Origin of the sequence: Lysinibacillus sp. FSL M8-0134, from assembly GCF_038069745.1 — a bacterium.
Taxonomy (GTDB): domain Bacteria; phylum Bacillota; class Bacilli; order Bacillales_A; family Planococcaceae; genus Lysinibacillus; species Lysinibacillus irui.
Genome location: NZ_JBBPAJ010000001.1, coordinates 2,351,668 through 2,369,054, shown reverse-complemented (window position 1 = coordinate 2,369,054; position 17,387 = coordinate 2,351,668). Strand labels below are relative to the sequence as shown.

Sequence of the window (17,387 nt, the reverse complement as noted above, 5' to 3'; positions counted from 1 at the left end):
ACTAGATTTATAAGTGTTTTTTTACCAACAGCTATAGTGAAAACTCTCCATATTATGTATATTTGTGTATAAGGAGGGATTCTATGAGAAAAGTAAATGTAATATTGACATTGGTTATCTTGGTTTTACTTAGTGCATGTTCTACGGGGAATACGAATACAAGTTCAGATAAGCCAATTGAACCTATAATTGATGCTACACAATTTAGTAAAATCAATAGTACTCAATTAGTTGGAATTATGGGAGAACCTGAAAAGATTGAGGACTTTGAATGGACAGTGCCAAAAACTAATCAAAGTATTGTAGGTAAATTGTATATTTACGAAAAGAATAAGTTTGAATTTATATTATTTGATGATGTTGTTACAAGGCTAAATGTATATTCAGGGCAATACTGGGGATATGATGAATCAACATTTAATTTTGAAGAAAAAGACGATATTTTCCCTTTATTTGGTATAGAGTATAATAATCAAATAAAGAAAGTAGCAGATACAAATTTCGCTTTAAGATACAGTCCTGTCTCTGATAAGATTGATGATGTGTGGATTCAAGAAATAGAGGATAAAACTTTCGGAATCGCTAAAATCACATATGACCCTTCTTACTTCTAAGAGTATACATACTTTGATGATGGTTTATATAAAATACTCAAGTAGTATGTTTTTCCATCAAATTAAATATAAAGGTATAGTGATATCTCTCCATCTTATGTAAATTTATGGTGAGGAGGGTGATTTATGATAACAATAATTATTGTACTATTTGTAATTGCATTTGTTTTAATAATACCGTTCGCCTTTATAAAAGTTGCACTATCTAAATCAAAAGAATGTACAACATGCGGCAGGAAAATAAAAATGGTAACAAACATTGTGAAATGTCCATTTTGCAAAACCAAATATTTTAAACATGCTGATGGTACATATCGAATCAAGGAATAGCACTCAATTATGGGTGCTTTTTATTATGTCAAAAATGAGGTGAGTTCTTGGCAACAATTCGTACCGCGATACAAATTGAAGATCGATTGAGCCAACCTATCAAGGCTATGCATAATGCAGTATCTATGATGGTCAATCAAATGGAGGCGATGCATACTGCTTCTGGAACTATGTTCGACACTTCTACAATTGCGTTGATGCGAAGAGAACTAGCTACTGCAGCCAACTCTATGGATCAGATTGAACAACAAATTCGTGCTGCTGATAACGCGCAATTAGGATTAAACAACCGAATACGTGACGGTACAAGCGAAATGGATGGTTTACTTAGTAAAGTAGGAGCTTTAATTGGGGCTTATTTGTCACTACAGGGTTTGGGTAATTTAATTCAGATTTCTGATGAGTTAACTAATACCAAAGCCCGCGTACAACTGCTGGTAGAAGACATGCCTGTAATTCCTAATCAGTTGGCTAAAGTTGATTTTGGACTCGGTGATATGAGTGACATAGAACTGGCACAACAACTTATACATGATGCTGCGCAAAGGTCATATTCGTCATTTAAAGATACCGCAGACATGGTTTCGAGAATCGGTACTAATGCTCGTGATTCATTTAGCAACTTGGGTGAAGTAGTAGCATTTACTGAGCTTGTGCAAAAGCAATTTGGTATTGCGGGAGCTAGTGCAGTTGAAGCAAGTAATGCAACAATCCAATTATCACAAGCACTAGCCAGTGGAGTTCTACGTGGTGATGAATTGAACTCGATTTTTGAACAAGCACCAAACTTAATATCAACCATTGCAGATTATATGGGGGAACCTCTAGGTGCTATTCGTGATTTAGCTGCTGACGGAATGATTACAGCTGATATCGTAAAAAATGCAATGTTTGCGGCCACAGATGAAATAAATAAAAAGTTTGATAGTATGCCAGTAACGTGGTCACAAATGTGGACTTATTTTAAAAATGAAGCCTTACGTGCATTTGGTCCAATGTTAAAACAAATAAATAATGTTGCAAATAGTGATCGATTTAAAGAATTTGTCTCCAGTGCAACACAGGCTTTGTATTTAATTGCTGGAGTTATAGGGTTTGTTTTTAACGCAATTGTTACAGTAGGAGCTTTTATTTACGACAATTGGTCTTTAATTGAACCAGTAATTTTAGGAGTAGCAGGAATCATTGGTGTACTGATAACATATTTAACTCTTGCTAGAGCAGCGATTATAGCTATAACCGTAGTTCAATGGCTATGGAATGCGGCACAATTGGCAAACCCAATTGTATGGGTAGTAATGGGTATTGTAGCCTTAATTGCAGTAATATACTTAGCTGTTGCTGCAATAAATCACTTTGCAGGAACGTCTATCAGTGCAACAGGCATTATCGCTGGAGCATTCATGGTATTAGGTTCAGCCATTTATAATGTAATAGCCTATCTATGGAATATGTGGGCTTCCTATGTAGAGTTCTTTGTGAATGTATGGAAACATCCGATGTATTCTGTGAAAAGATTGTTTTACAATTTAGCCACGAATATATTAGACGTAATAATTTCAATGACAAATGGTTGGGACAGTTTTGCAACCAATTTTGTCAATGCAATAGTTACTGCAGTAAATGGAGCAATTAAAGCTTGGAATTGGTTCGTTGATTTATTGCCTGCGGATATAGCAGCGAAAATTGGTATTGGAAAAGGTAGCGAAATCGCTCATACAACATCAATTACCAGTGATTTAAAAGGTTTAAAATCAGGTTTAAAAGACTGGGTAGGTGATACACCAGCTGATTACTGGGAAGCTCCAAAGATGGAAATGAAATCACTAGGTGCTGCATGGGACACAGGTTACAAGTGGGGTGCTGATCTCTTTAATTTTGACAAAGGCAGTACAGGTGGTAATACTGATGCACTTATGAAGTCTATTAACGATTCTCTTGGTTTAGGGGACAAACTCGACAAAGGCAATGAAGCAGGTAAGAAAACAGCAGACAATACAAAGAAAGCTGCAGATGGCATTAAGATGATGAATGAGGATTTAAAATATCTTCGTGACATTGCTGAACGAGAAGCCATTAACCGATACACAACAGCTGAAATAAAAGTGGACATGAAAAACGAAAACCACATAAATAGTGAAATGGACATCGATGGTGTTATTGATAAATTCGGAGAACGAGTTGAAGAAGTAGCAGAAATGCTAGCTGAAGGAGGGCCAACAGAAGATGTATAACTTTTTTGTAGATGGTGTACAGTTTCCTGTTGCCCCAGCTGAACTTAGTACAAAGATAAATGGACGTAACGAAACGATAGTACTAATGAATGAAGGCGAAGTAAACGTAATAAAGAAAACAGGGCTAACGGATATTGAGTTTGAGGTATTACTCCCAAACGTCAAATATCCGTTTTCTGTTTATCCAAACGGTTTTCAGCCAGCTACCTTTTATCTTGAAAAACTAGAAAAATTGAAGGTTGATACCAAACCATTTCAGTTTATCATCAATCGCATGATGCCTAACGGTAATTTGCTTTTCGACACCAACATGACCGTATCAATTGAAGATTACGAGATATTAGAATCCGCTGAAAACGGCTTTGATGTCAATGTACGAATAAAATTAAAACAGTATAAAGATTACGGTAATAAAAAGATCAATTTGAAAGCTGCTACAAAGGCTAGTAATTCAACGAGTACTGCTAAGACAGCAACTAAAGCTGTAGTAGAGCAAAAACGGCCAACAACAGGTAAGACGACACCGAAAACTCATACCGTTAAAAAAGGAGAAACACTATGGGCGATTGCTAAAAAGTATTTAGGTGATGGCTCGAAGTATACCCAACTAGCAAAAATCAATAACATCAGCAATCCCAACGACATTAAAGCAGGGCAGGTGATAAAACTTGGTTAAATCAAAACTATATATCATGAGTAGAGGGCAACTATACGAATGTGCTGTAGAGGAAGGGATTGAGTGGGAAACACATCGAAAAGGCACACCTGGAAAGCTCACATTCAAAGTGGTTAAGGATGATGTACTTAATTTTCATGAGGGAGATGCCGTTCGGTTTGAATATGACGGACATAAGATATTTTATGGTTTTGTCTTTACCAAGAAACGTACAAATAACAGGGTTATCACTGTTACCTGCTATGATCAGCTGCGCTACTTTAAAAATAAAGACACGTATGTGTATTCTAAAAAAACGGCTGCTCAAGTACTTCAAATGATTGCTAAGGACTTTAGATTAAAAACAGGCACTATAGATAACACAAAGCATGTCATTCCCTCTATGGTTGAAGATAATCAAGAGTTGTTTACCATTATGGCAAATGCCTTAGCTGAAACCACTCTTCATACTAAAAGTTTATACGTACTTTACGATGACTTCGGCTCTCTTAATTTACGTGAAGCTAGGATACTTAAAACGGACTTACTTATTGACGAAAGCACAGGGGAATCATTTGAGTACACGACATCAATTGACGAAAATACGTACAACAAAATTAAGCTGATACGTGAAGATAAAAAGAAAGGTAAACGTGAAATTTATATTGCCCAAGACAGCAGTAAGATCAACGAATGGGGCGTTCTACAACTCACTGACAAACTAGGAGAGAAAGATAATGGTAAAGCAAAAGCTGATGGCATGCTAAAGCTGTACAACCGTAAATCTAGGAAACTCCACATTAATAAAGTATTCGGTGTACCAACTGTTCGTGGTGGCAGCCAAGTAGCTGTCCAGTTGTATGTGGGTGATTTGACTGTAGCAAATTTCATGATGGTAGAATCAGTGAAGCATGTTTTCAAAGAATCTGATCATCGAATGGATTTAAAATTGATTGGCGGTGATTTTATTGCGTAGCATGGAGGACATTTTAAAAGAGATTCAAAAACTAGTCCTTGGGGTCATTAATGCTCAAAAGCTTTCTACGGTTGTTTATGGCACAGTGTTAAGTGTAAGTCCCTTGGAGATTCAAGTTGACCAAAAACTTACTTTAAAAGAGGAACAAATAAAGCTTACTCGTGCTGTGATGGATTATGAAGTAGATATGACTGTAGATCATGTCACAGAAGTTCGCTCTGGTGGTTCAGGTGAAGCGTCATTCGAAGCGCACAATCATGATTACAAAGGGCGAAAAAAATTCTTAATCCACAATGGACTAATTGCAGGTGATAGGGTGACTATGATTCGTGCTCATGGTGGTCAACAATTTTTAATCATAGACAAAGAGGTGGTTGGATGATTCCGCAAAATAATTTTGAAGAAGAGTTAACGGCTGATTTTGAAGAGGTCGCTCAACCATCTCGTACTTACAAATTAGACTTGGAAAGAAAGCGCATCGTGGGGTATACGGATGGACGAGAAGCTATTGAGCAGGCTATATATAAAGCATTAAGCACAGAGCGATATGAACATTTAATTTACACATGGAACTATGGTGCTGAAATAGCAAAATTGTTTGGTCAGCCTATTCCGTATGTATACAGTGAATTAAAACGACTTATAACCGAAGCATTAACACATGATGATCGCATCGAGAGTGTTGATGCTTTTTCTTTTAGTCATAAAAAGAATAAAGTGCATGTGCAATTTACAGCTCATACCATAGCAGGTGAAATTGAAATAACAAATGAGGTGGTGGTTTCATAATGTTTGAGCATCAAAGTTTTGAAGTGATTGTTGAACGTATGTTAGAACGAATCAGTAATGATGTAGACAAACGCGAAGGTGCCATTATCTATGATGCAGGAGCAATGACAGCGAAAGAACTTCAAGAGATGTATATAGCGTTAGACAGTATCATTTTAGAGACATTTCCTGAAACAGCATCGCGTCCAAATTTAATAAGACGAGCAGAAGAATACGGTGTCTATCCTTATGAAGCAACCAATGCCATATTAAAAGGTGTTTTCAACAAAGATATTCCTATTGGGTTTCGATTTTCTCTTGGTGAATTAGATTATATAGCCATCCAACGAATTGCTCCAGGTGTTTATGAAATGCAATGTGAAACTACAGGTGTTATTGGTAATACACAGTTCGGTGCCTTAATTCCAATTGAATATATTGATGGTCTTGAGACAGCAGAACTAACAGAGCTACTCATTCCTGGTGAGGATGAAGAACCTACGGAGGATTTCCGTAGACGTTTTTTCCTCACTCGTAAGCAAATACCGTATGGTGGCAATCGGGATGATTATATTCAAAAAGTTATGAGCATTCATGGTGTTGGAGGAGTTAAGCCATATCGTACTCCAGCAGGTGGAGGAACAGTTGGAATAACCATTATTGATTCTGATTTTAACCCTCCAACAGCCTCATTAATCGAGGAAGTGCAAACTATTTTAGATCCAGTTGTGAATAGTGGTGAAGGACTTGGAGTTGCTCCATACGGTCATCGGGTAACGGTGAGTGGGATTGAAACAGTTACTATTGATATTTCCTTAAAACTAGTCATTTCTAATGTAACGATAGGGCAGCTACAAAATGAAGTGGAAGATACGATTAGTGATTATTTCTTTTCTCTTCGAAAAGATTGGCAAAACTCAAATTTTCTAATTATTAGGCAGCTACAAATCGAATCAAGATTACTAGATATTGTTGGAATTAGTGATGTACTGGAATCAGCAATTAATGGACAAGATAGTAATTTCAATTTAGCTCACAATCAAGTACCGGTACTTGGGACGGTGATTTTGGATGCTTGATAATCGAGTCGCACGAAATTTACCAGATATTTATGATGGTATTAAAGAAACAGACGAACTTACAGAAACAGTAGCAGTTGAATTAGACAATTTAGATGTAGCACGTAAACAAGTAGAAATTGAACAGTTTATTATGACAGCCAGTGAAAAGTTTATAAGAATGCGTGAACGTGGATATGACATACGTGCTGATCCAACTGTAGAAACATTGGATTTTCGTAGACGTAGAATCATAGCGAGACAATCAACTAGGTTGCCAATTACTCAACGCAAAGTACATGAAATATTAACGGAACTAGTTGGTCATTCCAATTTTGAAGAGCATTTAGATGTAGAAAACTGCACAGCAACATTTACATTTGAAGCGACAGATACCATGTTAAATCGTGAAATTGATCTTACACTAGAGCGAATTATTCCTTTAAACATGGGATTAAAAGTGGCAAGACGTTTATTGACTAAATTATATTTACCAAGCTACCTAGCAACAGGTTCAGAAATCACGCTACATCCAATGAGTATAGGAAAGATTGAAACTGAAACAAGGAGTAATAACTTGGTTGGTGTTAAAACATCATCAACAATCACCATTACACCACTATAGGAAAGGAGCGATATTGTGGCTCAATATGGAACAATAATTACAAACATCGGGCTTGCTCAAATCGCCAATGCCCAAATCACACAGACGAAGGTTGGATTAGAGTACATTGCGCTTGGTGATGGGAACGGTGCTCATTATGTACCTACACAAAACCAAACTAAACTCGTTCACGAAGTTTGGCGAGGTCCAATTGCTGAACTTTCAATTGATCCAACAAACAGTAATCGAATTATTATTGATGCTGTGGTCCCTGTAACAGCAGGAGGATTTACAATTAGAGAAATCGGTATTTTCGATGACAAGAATAACTTGATAGCCATAGGACAGTATCCAGAGAAATATAAACCTCAATTAAGCGAGGGCGTGTCAGAAGAAACAATTATTCACTTTGTCATTGAAACGAATAATGCTGATGTTGTGAAACTTACTATTGATCCTACAGTAATTATTGCCTCTCGTAATTATGTAGATGGGAAAGTGGCACAGGTACAAAAAGCGCTTACTGAACATTCGGCTGAAAGTAATATCAACGCCCATAAGATTGGAAACATTGATGGGCTACAAACAGCATTGGAAGAAATAGCTGATTCACAAATGACAGTCAATGGAAAGGCAATCGAATACAACGGTGACTATAATTTACTAAGAAAATCTGGGTGGTACAACGGATCGCAATCGTGGGGAGCAAAAAATCTACCGCCAACAGGACCAGCCTCATATCTAGTAGAAGTAATAGCATGGAGTGGATATAATGAAGGCTCGGTCACTCAATTCGCCCGTTCTTCAAACAAACCAGAAGTTACATGGTTCAGACAAGGATTCGCCAACGGTAACTGGAACCCATGGACTAGGGTAACTGATGCTCTGTACAACATCTATGTCGATCCAGTGAATGGCGTAGACGAAGACGGTAAAGGGTGGTCAGATGGAGCCAATGCATATAAGACCTTAGGGTATGCATTGGGCAAATTACCTAGATTGTCAGGATATGAAACGACTCTAACACTAGCCGCAGGTACGTATTCGACCCTTAACCTCTCTAATTATAGAGGTGGGCTTCTTACTGTAAGAGGCGCTGGGGCAACTACAGTGATAGACTGGATTATGTTCTCTCATATTGACAATCTACAATTAAGGGACTTCAATGCCGTAATGGGTCTTGATTTACGAGTAGTAAATAATTTTTCTATACAAAATGTCAACAGCCCATATGGAACGGATGGTCACGGGGTCTACTGCTTGGCATCATCTGGTATGATTTCTATGTCTACTTACAGTAGCAAGACATCTGGTGCTGGAATCAAACTAGATAATGGGTCAAATGTTGTACTAGATACAGTGTCTGGTTCGGGTAACAAAATTGGGATCGATGTAGAATTATCAATATGTAGGAGACGGGCATCGTCAATCACGGGTACGACACCAACACGAGCCCTCCATGGTGGTCAGATTCTATAAGGAAGGAGGCTCAATGATGGCAGTAGCAATTTTATACCTTAAAGAAAGTAACATTATCCATGATTTTTACGACAATATTGTAATGTTAGATGGCAACAGATTAGAATTTGATGGCGGTTATGTAGAAGGATGGAAAGATGAAGAAATTGGCGTAATCATCACAGAAGATCTCACGCTAGATATGGAGATTGTTGTGGAGAAAATCCTAAATGATGACGGTGAGGAGATTGGAAATCATACACATCGAATTTACTCAATGAAGGATGCTGCAGGAAATGCCTATGTAGTTGGTGATGAAGTTCCAGAGGTCGTTGATATAAAAGACCAGTATGTATATGTAGATAAAATGAGCCAACGTATAGCAGATTTAGAACTAATGATTGCTGAATTAATCGTACTTTAAATAAAAGGAGTTGGCGGAGATGATGTTAGCTGATTACAAAGTTAGAATTATTGCAAACGCATGTATTACACGTTACACAAGAGGCGAAACGGATATACTAGAAGTTTTAAACAGCTATAAACTATCCGAAGAAAATGAAAATCTTGTACTTGCACAAATTTATGCTTTTAGAGCAGATATCGAGCAAATTGAAAATACTGAAGGTGTTTAATCGTTCCATATTGTTCAGTAATACAAACTAAACGCAAGCACAGACTTAGCGTTATTTTTATTGTCAAAAATAAATTACTGACTTTACCTACATTAAACTCAATAATAAGTAATAGAAAAGTAAATGGGGGTTTTGTCAGTGGAGTCAATTTATAAAAAAATACATGAGACAATAATAGAAGTATGGCGTTATGATATAAAAAGTGATTACAATCTTCATTTTTTATTAAAGGAAGATACGTTAAAAAATGCAATGTATTATCATATTAGAAACCGGTTGGGTGATACATTTATAAAAGATAATCATTTAGCCATTTTTACGGAATATGCTATTGATACTAACCAAAAGATAGATTTAGTTGTTGTTAAATTAGATGTAGAAAAAGCAAAAAATGATTATTTGGGGAATTGCGTTGAAGAAATAATTGCAATTGTAGAAATGAAATATAAAGGACAATATGTCCCTGAGAAGTTTTTTATTAATGATGTAGAGAAAATATTGGCTTATACAAATAAATTTACATTTAAAGAAACTAAATTCTTTCTAGCATTCATAAGAGAAAAGTATTTTTTTAGTGATGAAGTTACCAATTTTTTGTCGGAATATGAGGATGTCCCAAGTGGCAAAATCGTTGAACTTTTATCATATGGATCAATTGAGGAAGATGATATGGTTTGGAAAGTATTCGAATCTTAAGTAGAGGAAAACCAACCTTTATGTCGAAAGATAAATAAAGGAGTGATGTATATGGATGAAAAAGTGCATTTAAAGTGTGGTTACACATACTTAAGAAAAGGTGTAGAAAAATCAGCTACGTACATTTCACCAAAGGTCAGTCAGAATTTTACTAATCCAAATGTTATTGCGAATAAATTAGCAAATGAAATATTAAATGCAACAGGAAGAACCGTGCAAAAGTTTTTGTTTGTTGGAAAAGAACCAGTTAAAGAATGAATGAGCACTCTCTTATGAGGGTGTTTTATTTATTGTCTAAAGAAGCAGGAAATCCTTTCCTTTTGTCGAATGATAGTAGGGTGAGAGGGTGTTGACAATATGGTTAATCTATTGAAAGAAGTAACAGATAATGGGTACCTTTTAATTTTTATTTCAATTGTAATTTATATTGTACCCAGAGCTATTAATTATTGGAAAGTATCTGAGCTCGAAAAGAAATTTATGAATGATTTTGAGAAAATTAAGGTTGATTTTTTGAAATTATCTTTAGTGATTATAGTAATATACTTAATTATTATTTTGTATATGATCGCAAATCCCAAAGAATATAAGAACATTTTTGAAGAGCACCTTAATATTTTAATTTTTGCATTTGCATTTATATGGGTATATGTAGTGGTAGCCTCGCAATTAGTTATGACATTTGTAATGTGGTTAGATAAAATCTTATCTAGACCTATAAATTATTTTATCCAATTAGAAGGTACAACAGATAGATGGAAAATTATTAAGATGGGTCCAAAAGACAGTTTAATTATTTATAAAGAAAATAATGATAATCTTCAAATGGTATTAGAAAATTGGAGAGGAAGGGAAATAATAATAGAAAGAAGTGATCAATTACCATGTGCATGGTTATTTGATGAAAAAGAAATAAAAAACAGGAAGATTCCTATCAATTTAATAATAATATCAACTCTTTTTTTAGGTTTTTCTATTTTGATGTTTATTCTCATATACAATAGTGATTCTCTAATCTCTACTTTCTACTTTTTTGGTGCTCTTTTGGGAATAATTATTACTACGCTACTTATCAGGAATTACCGAGACCATAAAGATTTTAATAACAATGCTAATAGCAATGCAACGGAAAATGCAAGTTAAATAGATTACATTTCATTTAGTTTGAAGGAGTGGTGTACATGGATGATGAAAAAGTACATTTAAAGTGTGGTTACACATACTTAAGAAAAGGTGTAGAAAAATCAGCTACGTACATTTCACCAAAGGTCAGTCAGAATTTTACTAATCCAAATGTTATAGCAAATAAACTTGCAAATGAAATTTTAAATGCAACAGGAAGAACCGTGCAAAAGTTTTTGTTTGTTGGAAAAGAACCAGTTAAGAATGAATGAGCACTCTCGATCGAGGGTGCTTTTTATTATGAGAGTAATCGAGATGGGCAACGGTACAAGTTACTGAATCTCGATACTTCTCATGGCTTTTTATTATAGGGTAAAGGATTGGTGATTGAATGGATATTGTATCTACAGTAACAACAGCAAGTCATATAGCAAACTCACAGGTGGTGTGGTCAATCTTGTGTATTTGTTTGGTCGTTTATGTATTTTGGAATTCAGCAAAAAGAGAACAAAAACTAACGGAAAATTTAGAAGCTTTAACTGCAGCGCAAGGTAAGCAAGCAACTGCAATGCAGGGAATTAGTCGTAGTTTAACATCGTTAGAAGGCCGTATGGACCGCATGGAAAAACATACTTATAAAAACAAAGAGAAGGATGATGAATAATGGATTTAACAAACATTTTTACTGTAGCAGCAATAATGGTTGCAATTGTATTAGCAGTTTCAGAGATACTAAAAAAGACATTTAACCTTAATACACAGTACATGCCAATCACATCGGTAGTGATTGGTATTTTTATTGGTTTGGTTTTATGGCCGTTAGCTGAATATCCAGTGTATGTCATGTTAATGGCTGGGTTTATTGCAGGACTAACAGCGTCAGGCACATTTGATTTGTTAAAGGCAGCTAAAAAAGAAGGTGAACAGTAATGGCTTATACGTTCAAACAAACCTTTCTACCTGCAAACAAATATTCAATCAAGACGCCGTACACCATGGTGCCTCAATTTATCACTGTGCACAATACAGCAAATGATGCACCAGCTGCTAACGAAATTGCTTATATGATCAATAACAATAATCAAGTATCTTATCATGTTGCGGTAGATGATAAAGAGGTGATTCAAGCTATTCCGTTTAATCGTAACGCTTGGCATTGTGGAGATGGTGGAGGTAGTTCGGATCCTAAGGCATCAAAGAAAGGCAACCGTATTTCTATTGGAATAGAAATCTGCTACAGCAAAAGTGGTGGTGTTCGTTATGGAGTGGCTGAAGAAAATGCAGTTCAGTACATTGCAAAATTATTGAAGCAATACGGCTGGGGCATTGAGCGAGTGAAGAAACATCAGGACTGGAACAGCAAGTATTGTCCCCACCGTATATTGACAGAAAATCGTTGGAATAGTTTTTTGAAACGAATTGAAGAAGCAATGAATCCGATGGAAATAGGAAAACCAACAGAAAAGGATGATGATAAAATGCAATTCTCAAATGAGACAACTAAAGCAGCAGTTCGTGATTACATTAAACAAGCTGTAGATAAAGGCAAGATTGATAAGTCTTGGCTTGATAAATTCGATGCGGGTACTATGACAGGTGGGGATTTTGAAGGTTTGAAGATTATTATTGAGCAGCGTAGTAAATAATGCTCGTTTCCGTAAATTCGCTAAAACCAGCAAAGCTAAAATTTAGCCGAGCTGGTCTTTTTGTTTAACATTATACTATTAAGAAGTATAAAAGTAGTAAAAAACAAAAAATAAATACACCAATAAATATTAAATTAAAGGTATCTATATTTTTTTGATTATACTCTGGAGGTTGTTCGAGTGTAGTTGTAAAAATCTTTTGTGAAGGCAAAGCCTCATCAACAATTTTCTCCTTCGAAATTGGTGTTTTTTCAATTACAGAATTGCAATATTCACATACATATAAACAGTAACCATCTTTATTTACTTCTTCAAATGAATTATTGGCTAAACAATTAGGGCAATTTATCAATTACATTTTCCTCTCTGCTCATATCTGCTATTTCCCATTTTAGGAAAATCAGGATGTTTTGTATATAGAAATAAAAGTTAATATTCTATTTAAGAAGAAATCGCTAAACAAATCGTTATCAAGGTTGAGCGAGACGTGACGTGGATGGAGCCAATGCTACATTGTAAAGTTCAATATTTAAAGAAAACCGCATCAGGATCATTAAGAATTGTATCGTCTAAGGGTTTTGATTTTGATAAAGTTCCAGAAGCTATAAACTAAAACCAGGCGCTCGAATGAGTACCTGGTTAATTTTTTTATTTTAATACAGCATCATTTAACAAGACATTAAATTGTTCGACTTTACTTTCATCTGAATAGTCTTTCTTTAACACGTAGTTAGAAATAATCCCTTCCACTGTTATTTGTTGTTCAACTGTTAGTTCAGCTTCTTGATCTAAATCAATTACTGCAAAGTTTGTTATTTCTTCTGGATAAACCCCAAGAAAAAAATCTTCTTTATTCTTATCTTTATCAAAGAGCTCATCGTAATCAATGAACTCTTAGTTTTCAATGTCTCTATTGCCCATATAGATAATAAACTTATCAGCACGTACAGCAGTAGTTGAACCTTCTCTTCTTCTTTTTTGACCAATATTTGAACTTTCAAATACAAATTCTGTGATTACACCAGAAGCGGTTGCTTTCCTACCAAGTAAATCAAAATCATCTTCAAATTGTTTTCCGTTTTTATGACCAAGAATAATCATATCCACCAATTTATCATCTTTTACAGTTAGTAGTTTATTTGTAAAATCCGCTATTGTTTTCCCTTCTAAATTTTCATCTATAAATTGTTTACTTTGTTCTTCTAATGATACTTTCTTCACAGTTTCTTTTGGTTTTGAGGATTCACTTTCACCGCATCCAGTTAGTGCTAGTGTAAAAATAAGTGATGCACTTAAAATGAGTTTCTTCATATAAATATTTGCTCCTTGTATGAGTTGTAAATAATAAAATTGTATCAATATTGGATGGTATTGTCAGTATTGTATATGTAGATTAATATTGTATTTAAATTGCCATCTGTATGATGAAACTTTTTGTTTAATTGCGAAGAATTTAATTATAATCCTACAGTAGAGGTAAGTATTTCTACATAATTTTTTTGTTATGATTTCTACTTTTTTATATATACCTGTCCGGGTGAAGTATTTAATATTTAATACTGCGGTACACTTTTTACAAAAAGTCCGCGTACCACAGCTCGTACCGCAATCTGTACCACAGTTAAATACATTTAAATAGGCTTCGTTAGACAGGTATAGAAACCTTCATTAATACAAAACCTTGATATTATGCACATCAAAAAATTAAAAACATCAGGATAGAAACCAAGGTCATAAGTTATGCTTATCAAAAAAGATAATATTAATGTAATTTACTTATGAATATAAATGCGCTATCATGGGTATTGGAGAAAAGATGCTACACATTTTTAAAGCCTTTTCAAAAAGATAAATTAGGGGGATCCGCAAATGGCACAAGGTAATTTACACAATAGCCGTGCATCATTCGAAGTGAATGGTAAAACTTACAATTACTATGACTTAGCTGCGATTGAAAAAGCTGGCGTTGCAAAAGTTTCAAACCTTCCTTACTCAATCAAAGTATTATTAGAATCTGTTTTACGTCAATATGATGCGTATGTAATTAAAGAAGAGCACGTAAACGAATTAGCAAAATGGGGCAATGGTGCTGATCCAGAAGCTGAAGTACCATTCAAACCTTCTCGCGTTGTATTACAAGACTTTACTGGTGTACCAGTAGTTGTTGACCTTGCATCTCTTCGTTCTGCAATGAAAGAAATGGGTGGAGACCCAAGCAAAATCAACCCTGCTATTCCAGTTGACCTTGTAATTGACCACTCTGTACAAGTTGACAAATATGGTAATGCATCTGCATTACAAGCAAACATGGACCTTGAATTCGAACGTAACGCTGAGCGTTATAACTTCTTAAAATGGGCTCAAACTGCTTACAATAACTTCCGTGCTGTACCACCAGCAACAGGTATCGTTCACCAAGTAAACTTAGAGTACTTAGCTCCAGTTGTACACGTTAACGAAAATGCTGATGGCACATTCGAAACATTCCCAGATTCAGTAGTTGGTACTGACTCTCATACAACAATGATCAACGGTATCGGCGTTCTTGGATGGGGTGTAGGTGGTATTGAAGCTGAAGCAGGTATGCTTGGTCAACCTTCATACTTCCCAATTCCAGAAGTTATCGGTGTTAAATTAGTTGGCGATCTTCCAAACGGAACAACTGCTACTGACTTAGCATTAAAAGTAACACAAGTATTACGTCAACGTGGCGTAGTTGGTAAATTCGTTGAGTTCTTCGGACCTGGCGTATCTAAATTACCACTAGCTGACCGTGCGACAATCTCTAACATGGCTCCTGAATATGGTGCTACATGTGGTTACTTCGCAATTGACGAAGAATCATTAAACTACATGCGTTTAACTGGTCGTGACGAAGAGCACATCGCGGTTGTTGAAGCTTACTTAAAAGCAAACCACATGTTCTTCGATCCAACATTAGAGCCAGTTTACACTGACGTATTAGAAGTAAACTTAGCTGAAATCGAACCAAACCTTTCTGGTCCAAAACGTCCACAAGACTTAATTCCACTATCTCAAATGCGTTCTCGTTACAAAGAAGCAGTAGTGGCACCACAAGGTACACAAGGTTTCGGTTTAACAGAAGATGAATTCGCAAAAACTTCTGTAGCGAAATTCGCTGAAGGCGATGTAGAAATTCCAACAGGTGCTGTTGCAATTGCTGCTATCACTTCTTGTACAAATACATCTAACCCATACGTATTAATTGCTGCGGGCTTAGTAGCGAAAAAAGCTGTAGAAAAAGGTCTAACAGTGCCTAAATGGGTAAAAACTTCTTTAGCACCAGGTTCTAAAGTTGTAACTGGTTACCTTGAAGATTCAGGTTTACAAACATACCTTGACCAAATCGGTTTCAACACTGTAGGTTACGGTTGTACAACATGTATCGGTAACTCAGGTCCATTATTACCTGAAATCGAAGATGCAATTAAAGCAAATGACTTATTCGTAACTTCAGTTCTTTCTGGTAACCGTAACTTTGAAGGTCGTGTACACCCACTTGTAAAAGCTAACTACTTAGCTTCTCCACCACTTGTTGTTGCTTATGCACTTGCTGGTACAGTGGATATCGATCTACAAAAAGATTCATTCGGTAAAGACAAAGATGGTAACGAAGTATTCTTCGCTGATATCTGGCCATCAACTGAAGAAGTTAACGCAGTATTAGGTACTGTTGTTAACCGTGAATTATTCCAAAAAGAATACAAAACTGTATTCACAGCGAACGAAAAATGGAATGCAATTGAAACATCAACTGAGTCTCTATACACATTTGATGAAAAATCAACTTACATCCAAAACCCACCATTCTTCCAAGGTCTTGCAAAAGAGCCAGAAGCTATTAAAGGCTTAGACGGCTTACGCATTATGGCGAAGTTCGGTGACTCAATCACAACTGACCATATTTCTCCAGCTGGTGCAATCGGTAAAGATACACCTGCAGGTAAATATTTAATTGAAAACGGTGTTGCAATCCGTGACTTCAACTCTTATGGTTCTCGTCGTGGTAACCACGAAGTAATGATGCGTGGTACATTTGCAAACATCCGTATCCGTAACCAAGTTGCTCCTGGTACAGAGGGTGGATTCACTACTTACTGGCCAACAGGCGAAGTAGAGTACATCTATGACGCATGTATGAAATACCAAGAGCAAGGTACTGGCTTAGTAGTACTTGCTGGTAACGACTATGGTATGGGTTCTTCTCGTGACTGGGCTGCGAAAGGTACATTCCTACTTGGCGTGAAAACTGTTATCGCACAATCTTACGAGCGTATCCACCGTTCTAACTTAGTAATGATGGGTGTTCTTCCACTTCAATTCATGCCAGGTGAATCTGCTGATACACTAGGCTTAACTGGTAAAGAAGAAATCTCTGTTAACATTACTGACAATGTAAAACCACGTGAAATCTTAACAGTAACTGCTAAATCTGAAGACGGCACAGTTAAAACTTTCCAAGCTTTAGCTCGTTTCGATTCAGAAGTAGAAGTAGACTACTACCGTCACGGTGGTATCCTACAAATGGTTCTACGCGCAAAAGCTGCTGAGTAATCATCAACTTAAAAAA

20 protein-coding genes are annotated in these 17,387 nt (G+C 36.0%); 19 read left to right on the top strand and 1 reads right to left on the bottom strand.

The window, feature by feature from the left end; translation table 11 throughout:
- Positions 1 to 83 precede the first annotated feature (83 nt).
- The 18 genes from MKY49_RS12035 (at position 84) to MKY49_RS11950 (ending at position 12,796) form a co-directional block, all read left to right on the top strand.
- Positions 84 to 614 carry a hypothetical protein gene (locus MKY49_RS12035; protein ID WP_341386334.1) on the top strand — a complete coding sequence of 177 codons (531 nt, stop codon included), beginning with the start codon at positions 84 to 86 and terminating at the stop codon, positions 612 to 614.
- Between the two features lie 377 nt (positions 615 to 991).
- Complete coding sequence (locus MKY49_RS12030) at positions 992 to 3,178, top strand: tape measure protein (RefSeq protein ID WP_341386332.1); 2,187 nt, start codon at positions 992 to 994, stop codon at positions 3,176 to 3,178.
- Positions 3,171 to 3,854, top strand: a complete 684-nt coding sequence (locus MKY49_RS12025) for a LysM peptidoglycan-binding domain-containing protein (protein ID WP_341386331.1) — start codon at positions 3,171 to 3,173, stop codon at positions 3,852 to 3,854. The genes MKY49_RS12030 and MKY49_RS12025 overlap by 8 nt, the downstream gene beginning before the upstream one ends.
- Positions 3,847 to 4,809, top strand: a complete 963-nt coding sequence (locus tag MKY49_RS12020; RefSeq protein WP_341386330.1) for an XkdQ/YqbQ family protein — start codon at positions 3,847 to 3,849, stop codon at positions 4,807 to 4,809. The genes MKY49_RS12025 and MKY49_RS12020 overlap by 8 nt, the downstream gene beginning before the upstream one ends.
- 1 nt (position 4,810) lies before the next feature.
- A complete protein-coding gene (locus MKY49_RS12015) occupies positions 4,811 to 5,191 on the top strand; it encodes a DUF2577 domain-containing protein (protein ID WP_341386930.1) in 381 nt (126 codons plus the stop codon).
- The gene (locus MKY49_RS12010) at positions 5,188 to 5,598 is read left to right on the top strand and encodes a DUF2634 domain-containing protein (protein WP_341386329.1); all 411 of its coding nucleotides are present in this window, start codon (positions 5,188 to 5,190) and stop codon (positions 5,596 to 5,598) included. The genes MKY49_RS12015 and MKY49_RS12010 overlap by 4 nt, the downstream gene beginning before the upstream one ends.
- The gene (locus tag MKY49_RS12005) at positions 5,598 to 6,656 is read left to right on the top strand and encodes a baseplate J/gp47 family protein (RefSeq protein ID WP_341386328.1); all 1,059 of its coding nucleotides are present in this window, start codon (positions 5,598 to 5,600) and stop codon (positions 6,654 to 6,656) included. The genes MKY49_RS12010 and MKY49_RS12005 overlap by 1 nt, the downstream gene beginning before the upstream one ends.
- The gene (locus MKY49_RS12000) at positions 6,649 to 7,260 is read left to right on the top strand and encodes a putative phage tail protein (RefSeq protein ID WP_341386327.1); all 612 of its coding nucleotides are present in this window, start codon (positions 6,649 to 6,651) and stop codon (positions 7,258 to 7,260) included. Before MKY49_RS12005 ends, MKY49_RS12000 begins: the two co-directional genes overlap by 8 nt.
- 15 nt (positions 7,261 to 7,275) lie before the next feature.
- A complete protein-coding gene (locus tag MKY49_RS11995) occupies positions 7,276 to 8,718 on the top strand; it encodes a phage tail-collar fiber domain-containing protein (protein ID WP_341386326.1) in 1,443 nt (480 codons plus the stop codon).
- A gap of 16 nt (positions 8,719 to 8,734) precedes the next feature.
- Positions 8,735 to 9,121, top strand: coding sequence for a hypothetical protein (locus tag MKY49_RS11990; RefSeq protein ID WP_341386325.1), 387 nt, complete (start codon positions 8,735 to 8,737; stop codon positions 9,119 to 9,121).
- 19 nt (positions 9,122 to 9,140) lie between these two features.
- Complete coding sequence (locus MKY49_RS11985; RefSeq protein WP_341386324.1) at positions 9,141 to 9,332, top strand: hypothetical protein; 192 nt, start codon at positions 9,141 to 9,143, stop codon at positions 9,330 to 9,332.
- A gap of 138 nt (positions 9,333 to 9,470) precedes the next feature.
- Positions 9,471 to 10,028 (top strand): hypothetical protein, encoded by a 558-nt coding sequence (locus MKY49_RS11980; RefSeq protein ID WP_341386323.1) that lies wholly within the window; start codon positions 9,471 to 9,473, stop codon positions 10,026 to 10,028.
- A gap of 51 nt (positions 10,029 to 10,079) precedes the next feature.
- The gene (locus MKY49_RS11975; RefSeq protein ID WP_341386322.1) at positions 10,080 to 10,286 is read left to right on the top strand and encodes a hypothetical protein; all 207 of its coding nucleotides are present in this window, start codon (positions 10,080 to 10,082) and stop codon (positions 10,284 to 10,286) included.
- A gap of 99 nt (positions 10,287 to 10,385) precedes the next feature.
- Positions 10,386 to 11,171, top strand: coding sequence for a hypothetical protein (locus MKY49_RS11970; RefSeq protein WP_341386321.1), 786 nt, complete (start codon positions 10,386 to 10,388; stop codon positions 11,169 to 11,171).
- Positions 11,172 to 11,209: 38 nt separating this feature from the next.
- Positions 11,210 to 11,422 (top strand): hypothetical protein, encoded by a 213-nt coding sequence (locus MKY49_RS11965; protein ID WP_341386320.1) that lies wholly within the window; start codon positions 11,210 to 11,212, stop codon positions 11,420 to 11,422.
- Positions 11,423 to 11,541: 119 nt separating this feature from the next.
- Positions 11,542 to 11,814 carry a BhlA/UviB family holin-like peptide gene (locus MKY49_RS11960; protein ID WP_341386319.1) on the top strand — a complete coding sequence of 91 codons (273 nt, stop codon included), beginning with the start codon at positions 11,542 to 11,544 and terminating at the stop codon, positions 11,812 to 11,814.
- Positions 11,814 to 12,080 (top strand): hypothetical protein, encoded by a 267-nt coding sequence (locus tag MKY49_RS11955; protein WP_341386318.1) that lies wholly within the window; start codon positions 11,814 to 11,816, stop codon positions 12,078 to 12,080. Before MKY49_RS11960 ends, MKY49_RS11955 begins: the two co-directional genes overlap by 1 nt.
- A 65-nt stretch (positions 12,081 to 12,145) precedes the next feature.
- On the top strand, positions 12,146 to 12,796 hold the full coding sequence (locus MKY49_RS11950) for a peptidoglycan recognition protein family protein (protein ID WP_412758633.1): 651 nt from the start codon (positions 12,146 to 12,148) through the stop codon (positions 12,794 to 12,796).
- 894 nt (positions 12,797 to 13,690) lie between these two features.
- On the opposite strand, the gene MKY49_RS11945 is transcribed toward MKY49_RS11950, so the two are convergent.
- Entirely contained in the window at positions 13,691 to 14,107 is a 417-nt protein-coding gene (locus tag MKY49_RS11945) for a hypothetical protein (RefSeq protein WP_341386315.1), read from the bottom strand.
- Between the two features lie 558 nt (positions 14,108 to 14,665).
- Between MKY49_RS11945 and acnA the strand changes: the two genes are divergently transcribed.
- Positions 14,666 to 17,371 (top strand): aconitate hydratase AcnA, encoded by a 2,706-nt coding sequence (acnA, locus tag MKY49_RS11940; protein WP_341386314.1) that lies wholly within the window; start codon positions 14,666 to 14,668, stop codon positions 17,369 to 17,371.
- Positions 17,372 to 17,387: the final 16 nt, after the last annotated feature.

What these genes read in the sequence shown, in the direction of transcription:
- MKY49_RS12010 (WP_341386329.1), top strand. Translation starts at nt 5,188, where the DNA reads ATGATTCCGCAAAATAATTTTGAAGAAGAGTTAACGGCTGATTTTGAA.
- MKY49_RS12025 (WP_341386331.1), top strand. Translation starts at nt 3,171, where the DNA reads ATGTATAACTTTTTTGTAGATGGTGTACAGTTTCCTGTTGCCCCAGCT.
- MKY49_RS11985 (WP_341386324.1), top strand. Translation starts at nt 9,141, where the DNA reads ATGATGTTAGCTGATTACAAAGTTAGAATTATTGCAAACGCATGTATT.
- MKY49_RS12015 (WP_341386930.1), top strand. Translation starts at nt 4,811, where the DNA reads ATGGAGGACATTTTAAAAGAGATTCAAAAACTAGTCCTTGGGGTCATT.
- MKY49_RS11970 (WP_341386321.1), top strand. Translation starts at nt 10,386, where the DNA reads ATGGTTAATCTATTGAAAGAAGTAACAGATAATGGGTACCTTTTAATT.
- MKY49_RS11950 (WP_412758633.1), top strand. Translation starts at nt 12,146, where the DNA reads ATGGTGCCTCAATTTATCACTGTGCACAATACAGCAAATGATGCACCA.
- MKY49_RS12005 (WP_341386328.1), top strand. Translation starts at nt 5,598, where the DNA reads ATGTTTGAGCATCAAAGTTTTGAAGTGATTGTTGAACGTATGTTAGAA.
- MKY49_RS12000 (WP_341386327.1), top strand. Translation starts at nt 6,649, where the DNA reads ATGCTTGATAATCGAGTCGCACGAAATTTACCAGATATTTATGATGGT.
- acnA (WP_341386314.1), top strand. Translation starts at nt 14,666, where the DNA reads ATGGCACAAGGTAATTTACACAATAGCCGTGCATCATTCGAAGTGAAT.
- MKY49_RS11960 (WP_341386319.1), top strand. Translation starts at nt 11,542, where the DNA reads ATGGATATTGTATCTACAGTAACAACAGCAAGTCATATAGCAAACTCA.
- MKY49_RS11955 (WP_341386318.1), top strand. Translation starts at nt 11,814, where the DNA reads ATGGATTTAACAAACATTTTTACTGTAGCAGCAATAATGGTTGCAATT.
- MKY49_RS12035 (WP_341386334.1), top strand. Translation starts at nt 84, where the DNA reads ATGAGAAAAGTAAATGTAATATTGACATTGGTTATCTTGGTTTTACTT.
- MKY49_RS11965 (WP_341386320.1), top strand. Translation starts at nt 11,210, where the DNA reads ATGGATGATGAAAAAGTACATTTAAAGTGTGGTTACACATACTTAAGA.
- MKY49_RS11990 (WP_341386325.1), top strand. Translation starts at nt 8,735, where the DNA reads ATGGCAGTAGCAATTTTATACCTTAAAGAAAGTAACATTATCCATGAT.
- MKY49_RS11975 (WP_341386322.1), top strand. Translation starts at nt 10,080, where the DNA reads ATGGATGAAAAAGTGCATTTAAAGTGTGGTTACACATACTTAAGAAAA.
- MKY49_RS11945 (WP_341386315.1), bottom strand. Translation starts at nt 14,107, where the DNA reads ATGAAGAAACTCATTTTAAGTGCATCACTTATTTTTACACTAGCACTA.